General features: G+C 66.2%; 11 protein-coding genes and 1 pseudogene. 5 read left to right on the top strand and 7 right to left on the bottom strand.

Going from position 1 to position 8733, the window contains the following annotated elements:
• Nucleotides 1-166: 166 nt before the first annotated feature.
• The 3 genes from IEY55_RS31110 to IEY55_RS31100 are packed head-to-tail and all read right to left on the bottom strand — an operon-like array spanning nt 167 to nt 1732.
• Complete coding sequence (locus IEY55_RS31110; RefSeq protein WP_189062165.1) at nt 167-907, bottom strand: PP2C family protein-serine/threonine phosphatase; 741 nt, start codon at nt 905-907, stop codon at nt 167-169.
• A gap of 52 nt (nt 908-959) precedes the next feature.
• On the bottom strand, nt 960-1370 hold the full coding sequence (locus tag IEY55_RS31105; protein WP_189062164.1) for a hypothetical protein: 411 nt from the start codon (nt 1368-1370) through the stop codon (nt 960-962).
• A complete protein-coding gene (locus IEY55_RS31100) occupies nt 1370-1732 on the bottom strand; it encodes a hypothetical protein (RefSeq protein WP_189062163.1) in 363 nt (120 codons plus the stop codon). Before IEY55_RS31100 ends, IEY55_RS31105 begins: the two co-directional genes overlap by 1 nt.
• A 512-nt stretch (nt 1733-2244) precedes the next feature.
• Here IEY55_RS31100 and IEY55_RS31095 point away from each other — a divergent pair.
• From IEY55_RS31095 to IEY55_RS31080, 4 genes are all read left to right on the top strand, one after another.
• On the top strand, nt 2245-3144 hold the full coding sequence (locus tag IEY55_RS31095; RefSeq protein WP_308424802.1) for a helix-turn-helix domain-containing protein: 900 nt from the start codon (nt 2245-2247) through the stop codon (nt 3142-3144).
• Nucleotides 3145-3146: 2 nt separating this feature from the next.
• Nucleotides 3147-3407, top strand: coding sequence for a DUF397 domain-containing protein (locus IEY55_RS31090; protein ID WP_229686936.1), 261 nt, complete (start codon nt 3147-3149; stop codon nt 3405-3407).
• A 283-nt stretch (nt 3408-3690) separates the two neighbouring features.
• Entirely contained in the window at nt 3691-4056 is a 366-nt protein-coding gene (locus IEY55_RS31085; RefSeq protein WP_189062161.1) for a hypothetical protein, read from the top strand.
• Nucleotides 4057-4097: 41 nt separating this feature from the next.
• On the top strand, nt 4098-5117 hold the full coding sequence (locus tag IEY55_RS31080; protein ID WP_229686935.1) for a DUF4158 domain-containing protein: 1020 nt from the start codon (nt 4098-4100) through the stop codon (nt 5115-5117).
• A gap of 266 nt (nt 5118-5383) precedes the next feature.
• On the opposite strand, the gene IEY55_RS31070 is transcribed toward IEY55_RS31080, so the two are convergent.
• Nucleotides 5384-6004, bottom strand: coding sequence for a HEPN domain-containing protein (locus IEY55_RS31070; protein WP_189062160.1), 621 nt, complete (start codon nt 6002-6004; stop codon nt 5384-5386).
• Entirely contained in the window at nt 6001-6501 is a 501-nt protein-coding gene (locus IEY55_RS31065) for a hypothetical protein (RefSeq protein ID WP_189062159.1), read from the bottom strand. The genes IEY55_RS31070 and IEY55_RS31065 overlap by 4 nt, the downstream gene beginning before the upstream one ends.
• Nucleotides 6502-6564: 63 nt before the next feature.
• On the opposite strand from IEY55_RS31065, the pseudogene IEY55_RS32720 reads away from it, so the two are divergent.
• Nucleotides 6565-6759 (top strand): annotated as a pseudogene (locus IEY55_RS32720) (DUF4158 domain-containing protein); the annotation flags it as partial.
• A gap of 225 nt (nt 6760-6984) precedes the next feature.
• Here the strand turns inward: IEY55_RS32720 and IEY55_RS31055 are convergent.
• Both IEY55_RS31055 and IEY55_RS31050 read right to left on the bottom strand, forming a co-directional pair.
• Entirely contained in the window at nt 6985-7623 is a 639-nt protein-coding gene (locus tag IEY55_RS31055) for a hypothetical protein (RefSeq protein ID WP_189062167.1), read from the bottom strand.
• Nucleotides 7620-8555 carry a ParA family protein gene (locus IEY55_RS31050; RefSeq protein WP_189062158.1) on the bottom strand — a complete coding sequence of 312 codons (936 nt, stop codon included), beginning with the start codon at nt 8553-8555 and terminating at the stop codon, nt 7620-7622. Before IEY55_RS31050 ends, IEY55_RS31055 begins: the two co-directional genes overlap by 4 nt.
• Nucleotides 8556-8733: the final 178 nt, after the last annotated feature.

The raw sequence follows: 8733 nt of genomic DNA, 5'->3' as shown, positions 1-8733 counted from the left end.
GATCGTCCACGAGTGGAGATCATCTACCCCACCTCAACGATCTACCAAGTGAGACACGCTCTTACTCAATCAGGTAGTTACTTCTTGGGTGGCGGGATGGGTGGTAATGGCTGCGTCGGGTTCTCGTCCCCCTCGTAGTCATCACCGTTGCCACCAAACCGGATGATCATCTGTCACCTCCTTCAACCTGTTCTTCCTGCTGCTGGGTGTCGGGATGCACCGCCACCAGTACAGTGATGTCGTCGCGGCTGCCTGCCTTCCGGGCGGCCTTCACCAGCAGTGCGGCCGCGGTCTGCTGGTCGTTGGGGTGGTCCCGCAGTATCGCGGCGATCTCGTCGGTTTTGAGCGTGAGTCCGTCGCTGGCCAGCAGGATTCGGGGCGTGTCGGCCGGCGAAGCCTTTCCGCGTACCCCACAGATGTGGATACGGCCGACGCTGTTGAGCGTCTGGTGGTCGTGCTTGCGCGCGACGTTCTCCGGTTCGCCGGCGTCGCGCAGCCGCTGCCCTTCGGTCTCCGGGGTGGTGATCCGGGTGACCGCGCCGTCATGGTCGACGGCGTAGGCGACGCAGTCACCGGCCCAGCCGACCAACCAGTACCCGCCTTCCTCAGCGGTCGCGGCCACAATCGTCCCGTCCGACTGGGGGATGGGGTTGTCGGTGTCCATGCAGGTTTCGGCCGCGTGGATGACGCCGAGTACCGGACCACGGCGAGCGGCGACGCGGGCCGTGGTGTCGGCAGCCTGGGCAGCGAACGCGGCGACATCGGGCGCACTGCCCGTGCCGTCGACGACGACAACGGCGAGCCGGCCGTGGTGGACGTGGTGGGCGTGCGCGTCAGCGTTGCGGGGACGTTTCGGCCCCTGCTCACTGGCACAGCCGAATACCGGGGCGTTGGTTGCTGTGGTCATGGGCACACCTTCTAACCTGGCCCGCCGCTCCCGAGCGGGGGACCCTGTTCGCTTATTCGGGACCCGCGTCGAAGAGCGACACCGGAGTCCGCAGGTGGTCTAGCGTGCTTGTGTTCTGGCGGCCTGTTGGGCTATCGCTGGTTGCGCCGGGGAAGTGGGAGGTGCCGGCGATCGGGTGGGGCTGGGAGAGTAGCGCCGTGGTCACGGTGATGAAGTGCCCGCCGCTGCTCCACAGCCGTACATCAGGGTCGGCCACAAACGGGTTGCTCGGGTTGAAGTCGCGGTCCCAGACGCGGTAGGCCGCGCACTCGTCCGGGCCGTAGGCCAGGACGACGTCACGGACGCCGCGCCACACTCGCGTGATCTTTACCGTGGCGACCTGGTGGTGATCGTCGTAAATCTTCTCGAACTGGAACCCGTACCGGCGCAACAGATCCATCTGGATACGTACCGGATCGCTCATCAGGCCGTCCGCGGCAACACATGGCTGTAGTGGCGGGATCGGCCGTCCGCCGTGAGCCGCACCAGTCTTGCGGGCCGGATGGCCTGGCAACACGGTTCCTGGCAGCGGCCTACCCCCAGCGGAACAACGATGCGCCGGTCCAGCTTGAGCCAGCGCGTCCGCGTGATCATCGTGAGCACCGCTTCCCGCTCGGCCGGCGTGGCTTCCACGGGCATGATCGAGCGGTCATCCAGCCAGACAACTAAGTCCGTGTCGTCGCTGGTGTCCACCAGGGCGAGCTGGGTTCGGTGCCAATGCTCGGCGCACGCCGCGGCCAACAGCCGCGGGACGAGGTCTGCCGACGCAAGAGACGTGGTCGTCATTGCGCCATCACCCCGGGCACTGCCCCATGGTGGGCTGGGCCGGGGTGGCCATCATCCGCCCTACGCTCCATTTCCAGGATCGCGTCTCGAACGGCGGCCCTGAATCGCCCTGCGTCCAACGGCGACATCATGACGGGTGGCCAGTGACCGGACTTCGGAGCAACTACCACCTTGCGCCGGCCGCACTCCCACACGGTCCAGGTCTCTAGCGTGTCCTCGCGTGCGATCTCGGTCCGCATCGTGCGGTGCCGGCGCATCCATCGCGTGAGCCACATGTCCGCATCCCCTTCACTTCACGGGAAGGCGGGGGCCGCTCCGGGTCGGGGGAGTCCGGGGCGGCCCCCGCCGCTTGGGTCCCCGGTGCCCAGGTACCCGGGGGGACACCGGCCGGGCACCGGGGGAGTCTGGTGGTCGGGGCAAGTGATTAATACCACTTGCTAGCATCTTGCCTGCAAGTTTCACGATCTTGTAGCGCCCGAACGGGTGATCGCCCGGACTACTCCAACGCTGGTATGGCAAGCGCAGACGAGGGAGCACAATCGCGTATGGCCTTGCGAAAGACTGTCCGGAGTAGGCGGCTGGGCAAACAACTTCACCGACTCCGCGAAGACGCACAACTCAGTCAGGAAGAGCTCGCGGAGCGGGTCAACAGCAGCGGCGCGGGAAAGCGGTTGACGACAACGCATCTCAGCCGTGTTGAGTCAGGTCTCGCCCGGATCACTGCGGACCACCTGGCGCGCATCGTCCAGGCCACCGGCGGACCGGCGAGCAAGGTGGACGAGCTCGAAGAGCTCCGCCACCGGGCCGACGAGCGGGGATGGTGGCAGGAGTACCGCCCGTATGTGCCCGAACCGGTCGAGATGCTGGCGGAGCTGGGGGAGGATGCCACCAGCATCCGAAGCTATGACCTGGCCTTCGTGCAGGGGCTGTTGCAGACCGAGCGCTACGCGGAAGCCGTGATCGGTGCGGCACGCGCACACGTGAAGCCGGTCGACATCGACCGCCTGGTGGATCTGCGGATGCGACGTCAGAAGCGGTTGTCGGACCCCGACTTCGAGGGCATGGCCGCAGTCATGACCGAGGGTGTGATCCGAACCATCGTTGGTGGCCACGAGGTCATGCGCGAACAGCTTCAGCACCTGATCAAGGTTGCGCACGACCTGCCGGTAGCCGTGCACGTGTTGCCCTTCGTCGCCGGCGCGCTACCTGGGTCAGATAGCTTGGTGATCTTCACCTTCCCCCATGAGGGGGACGGCGAGGCGGTGTTCGTCGACTCCGACACCGCGTCCCGCATCTACGAGGATCGGGACCCGGTGAAGCAGTGCACCTACACCGTGAACGCGGCGGTAGCCCAGGCACTCAGCGTCCGCGAGAGCCTGGATCTGATCGCCCAGGTAATGGAGGAGTTGTAACCGTGTCTGCACCACCCAACCCGTATAGGGACATCGACGACGCGCAGTACCGCGCGGTTGTCGACGCGCAGTACAAGAAGTCGAGCTTCAGCGGCGGCAACGGCGGCTGCCTATCGTTCGCCGCAGTGGACGACCTCGTCGGGCTCCAAGATGACAAGCTGCCCGCTGACGAGCGGAAGCACCGGACGCTGGTGTTTACCCGCGAAGAGATGGCCGCCTTCGTCGCTGGCGCGAAGGCCGGCGACTTCGACCACCTGGCGTGACTCCGTCGCGCAACCCGTATCCGAACATCACCACAGCTACGACCATGTGATCTAGCCCCACGCGAAACCGCGGCGGTCCTGGATCGGCGCGTGATCCAGGACCGCCGTTGCGTGTGACCAGCGGTCGCCCATCAGCCCACCAGCACAGCGGCGGGCTAGCTTGCCGAGTCCGGTACATCTGGACCCCGGTAGCGCGGACAGCGATCACCCGATCAGTTCCTCCGGGTGAGCCGCTAGCCTGGTCGCCCCCGACAGCCGGTCCCCCAGCGGAGGCGAGCCCCCGATGCGCCAGTCCGAGCCGATGTGGCAGCCGCTGGACATGCTGCCGATGATCGCGCGAATCGTGGACGAGCAAGTATCCGGCGCTCAGGAGCAGCTTCGCCTGCTGCGCGCCGCGGCCGACCGCGGGCCGTACGTGCTGGACGACGCCACCGTGAACCGGGTGGAGAAGGTCTATGGAGAGCAGGCCGCGGACCACTGGCTGTACGAGGAGCAGGTACGCCGCTGGCGTGTCGAGGCCCGCGACCCGGAGCAGGTCCGCGCCGTCGACCGGCTCGATCAGCGGGCCGCGCAGCTTCGGGAGGCCATTGGGGGTCCCCGTAGTACTCGCCGAAAATCGGGCGGATATGACGGGGATATGCCTCGGTAGGCTCCTGAACAGGGGATCTTTGGGCTGGTGGGAGGCTGTGCTTGGCGACGCGGGTGTTCGCGGACGAGGAGTTGGAGCGCCTGCGGAGGTTCCCGGAGATCGGCCGGGACGAGCTGTTCCGGTTCTTCACTCTCACGCCGGCCGATGTTGCGTTTGTCGATCCCGGCCGGGGCCGTGGCCCAGCCGACCGGTTGGGGCTGTCCGTGGCGCTGTGTGCGTTGCCGTGGCTCGGGTTTGTCCCGGACAACGTGGTCTCGGCGCCACCTGTAGCGGTGGCTCGGCTGGCCGGACAGCTTGGCGTCGACCCGAGCGTGTTGCGGACCTACGGACGGCGGGCGAAGACCCGGACCGAGCACCTGCGGCTGGTGGCGAAGTACCTGGGATGGCGGCTGCCGACCGCGCTGGAACTCAAGGAACTCGACGAGTTCCTCCTCGCGCGGGCGTTGGAACACGACTCGCCGACGCTGCTGTTCCGGCTGGCGTGTGAGTACCTCATCTCGGCGAAGGTGATCCGCCCTGGTCCGGTGACCGTGGTCGAGCGGGTCGCGCACGCCCGTGCCGAGGCGCAGCGGGAGACTTACGACCGGCTGGTGCACGAGTTCACCGAGCAGCGGTGCGCCGGGCTGGATTCGCTGCTGGTGGTGGACCCCGAGATCAGGATGACCCGGCTTCGGTGGCTGTCCACCGGCCCGGTGGAGGCGTCCCCGGCTGCGGTGCGCGCCGAGGTCGCCAAGCTGGAGTTCCTGCGCGGCCTGGGCGCGGACACCCTGGATCTGTCGGTGCTGCCGGCCGAACGCCGCCGGTTCCTGGCGACCGTTGGGCGCCGGCTGACTGCACAGGCCCTGGAACGACGCGACCCGCAGCGGCGCTACCCGATCCTGCTGACGCTGCTGGCGCAGTCGGCCACCGACGTGCTTGACGAAGTGGTGCAGCTGTTCGATCAGGCCGTGTCGGCGCGGGAGAGCAAGGCCGAACGCCGGATGCGTGATGCGCTGGCCGCGCTGGCCGAAACCGACCGCGAGGCCACCCTCGAATGCCTCAACGCCGCCACCCGCCCGTGATCATGACGACACACTGCACACCGTGCTGCGCCGGCGCGCGAACGGCGAATCGGTGGAAGACATCCGCGGCGACCACCGGCAAGCGCAAAGACCGCAACCCGACTCGCAGCAGGATCACCGCTGGTCAGCCATATCCGCCCGATTTTCGGCGAGTACTACGGGGACCCCTGGAAGTCCGTGGGTTCAGCGGGAGTGAAGGTCAGCAGCAGCGAACCCGAGGCCAGTCGCCCCGGAGGGTCGGGACTGATGCTTGGGTTCGCTGCAAGTCAGGTGTAGTGCTTGATCACCGCTGCGTCCACCGTCTTGGCGATCGTTTCGATGAGGTCGACTGTCTTCTCGGCAGGGTCTTTCCTGACGTCGGGCTTCTCTCCGCGGTGCACGATTCCGTGCCGTTCCTTGGTAACTCGGTCAAGTTCGGTGGCCGTGTCGATTTCTGTTTTGGAATCGAACTCTGACCACTTTAGTGTGCATCCGACGTGGTCAAGCGCGATCATCACTTTCTTGGGTCCGTGGAAGGACTGATTCTCAAGCCAGGCAGCGAGAGCATCGCGGAACTCGTCTCGACGTGACTTGTCGTCTGGTGCGAGACTGACCCTCAAGACGAGGCCGGGATCACTCTTGGCGATGGCGGAGAGCGCCTTCTGAACGTGTTCATTCTTGGGTGCGTGCTTGGGCACGATCTCCAGGATGAGATCACTGAGGTAGGCGTCAAGGGCGCCGACGGCGAAGACGAGGCTGCCTCGTAGTAGTTCTTTCTCGTCGTTGGTTGGTTGCCCTTGTCTGCGACCTTCTTCACCTTTGCCGAAGATCCGAAGGAACGCCCGCGCCCTGTTGATGTTCTTCTCGAAGACTTTGAGTGCCTCGGTCTTCGTCACCTTGGAGGTCATGGCTTCCGTGGATTCCTCTCGATACCGATTGATGGCGATCCATTGTCGCATTCATTCGCGGTCACCAGTAGTTGGCGGGCGGAGTTGGCGTAGCGGATGGCAGTCTTCTCGTCGAGGCCGAAGACGAGGGCCAGGTGCAGGGGGTCGGCTCGGTGGGTGAGGGCTTCCTCGAGTTGGCGGTCCATGCGCAGCCGGTCGAGGGTGGCTTCGTGGCCGCGGAAGGTGGTGTTGAGCCAGTAGCTGCTGACCGGGCCGGTGGTCAGGGCGGTGCGCATGTTGACCAGCAGATGCGGGTTGACGGTGGTGGGCCAGCGGGTGCGGCGGTAGTCGAGCCAGTGCAGCAGGGCGCGGCGGGTCATCTCGTCGAGAGGTCGTGTGCGCCCGGCGATGGTGAGTCGCCGGTTGCCGAGGTCGACGTCGTCGAGTAGCAGGGGTACGGACCGAATACGCCGGAAAGGGGCCGCGTTCGGGCGTAACCGCTGGTCGGGTGGGTGCACCTAGGGCGGTGCTGCGGGGCTAGGGTGTGCGGGTCCCGGTTGTGATCTTGTTGGGGTGTCGGGTTGGCGTCGATCGATCGCACGGCCTACCCGCGGTTCAAGCGTGCGGTGTCGGTGCGGGAGCTGGCCGAGGCGTTCACGCCCACGTCGGGTGAGATCACGTGGGCACGCGGTAAGACGCAGCACGAGCAGCACTTGTTGGCGCTGCTGGTCCGGTTGAAGTGCTACCAGCGGCTGGGGTATTTCGCGAAGCTCACCGAGGTCCCGGCCTCGTCGGGGGCTTTGCGTCGGCCTGGTCCTCGCCGAACCGCGGTAGAGGCTGCTCCGGGGGCAACCCCTGTGGGCAGTCGACCCGGCCGCGGGTCGACTGTCCACAGGGGGCGGCAGCCGCGGCCGCGTACCGAGTCATGGAACATCGGTTATACCGAACGCCCCCGGTTGGTCATCACGTCCAACCGGGGGCGCGGAATGTGGTGGGGGCTGTCAGCGCTGCTTGTGGCGCTTCCGGTGGGCCTGGCCGTTCGCCTGACGCTTGCGGAATGCCTTCACCTGGTCGTCGGTGGGTGGGAACGGCCTGCCGCCGTTGTAGCGCTGTTCCCATTCGGCCGCCTGCCGGGCGAACAGGTTGTTGAGCGCTGCGCTCATGTTGGGTGGTACGTCGCCTCGGGCTTGTGGGCTGCGCCCCAACCAGAAGATTGCGGCGCGCCACCGGGCAAATGGTTCGTCCTCCACGTAGAACGAGCGGTAGTCGCTGTGGCCGGGGACGATGCTGGGGTCATCGAGCGCTGTCACCCACTGGTCAGGGTCGAGCCTCTCGTTGGGGGTCTCGGTGTGCTGCTCGCCGGGTGGTGGGTCAGTTTTAGGTTCGATCGCTTGCTGTTCCTCACGCTTCTGCTTGTCTGGCTTGTTGGCGTCCTCGTCGGCGGGTGCCGGACGTTCGACGTCGGGGGTCTCGGTCGTCGCCGGTTCGTTGTCGTGGCGGGCCGTCTCTGCCTCGGGGAGTTTGGCGGGGTCGGGCACGCCATTCGCGGGGGCCGCCTGGGTGCTGGTGGGTGGCTGTGTCTTGTCGGGATCGATGGTCCGCCGTTCCCTGCGCTTGCGGAGTTCGTCGACCTTGCTCATGCGGTCACCTCGGTGGGCACGGCGGTGAGGATGTGATTGTGGAGGATGTTGCTGAACATGCCGGCTAGGTCGCGGGCCTGCGGGCCGGCGTAGGTGATGAGTCGCTCGCCGAGTTGGTAGCTCTGGTGAACTGTGGCGGGCCGGTACGGAATGTCTGCGATGATCTGTCCCCACTCGACGAAGTTGATCCCCTTGTCGTCGAGCTTGGCGCCGAACGCCTCGGCCGCATCGGCCTTGAGCACCTGATTGATCGCCGCGCGAAGATCCAGACCGGTGACGATGACGCCGGCCCACTTCAGTGGGTGGGCTTCCTGGATTGCCTGGACCCGGCCGCGGGCTTCCTGCGCCTTGGTGACAGCGGCCTCGGTACTGGCGATCGGGGCGTACGCCACATCCGAGGCGTACATGACCATGGTCACCAGCGCACCTCGACGGCCGGCGGTGTCACCCAGGATCAGCCGGAACCGGTGGTAGATTCCGGCAGCTTCCATAATGTCCCGCAGCAACCATGCCCACGCGTCACCGCTGAACGGCATCTGACTGAGTCCCTGCAACCCGCGTCCTGCGGGCACGAACCAAACATGCGGCCAGTCGGGACCGAGCGGACGAATAACCTCCAACAGCTTGGCGGCGCCGGCTTCGATGTCGTAGTTATCGCTGCCGTTCAGGACACCAGCGGCGATCAGGACGTCGGCGAGTCCCGGCGCGTTCGCGATCTCGGGGTCCTGCTTGGCGTAGATGTTGGTGAGGTTCTGCTCGGGGTCGGCATCCATCACCAATGTGTCGATGCCTTCGGCGCTGGCCTGCCCCGCTAGGTGGTACTGAAGGAAGCTCTTTCCTGTTCCTCCCTTGCCGGATAGCGCGGTAGCGGAGACACCGCGCGTCTTCTCGGCGGCATCCGCGCCGAGCTGGTCCAGTGCGGTCAGTGCCATTCCCTTGCCTCTCTTACTAGAGACGTGAGCCGGGCAAGTGTTGTGATGCGGTACATCACGGGAGAGCCTAGCGTTTCTGACCTTTCTTACTAGAGACATCACAAGAGTGTCGCTGACCCGTCGGGCGTTCCTCGCCTCGCTCGCCCGACTCGCAAGCCTCGCCCGGCTGACCCGTCGG

It is taken from the genome of Longimycelium tulufanense, assembly GCF_014645795.1.
Taxonomy (GTDB): domain Bacteria; phylum Actinomycetota; class Actinomycetes; order Mycobacteriales; family Pseudonocardiaceae; genus Longimycelium; species Longimycelium tulufanense.
Note: the sequence above shows the minus strand (reverse complement) of the source record. Positions and strands in the feature narration are given on the sequence as shown.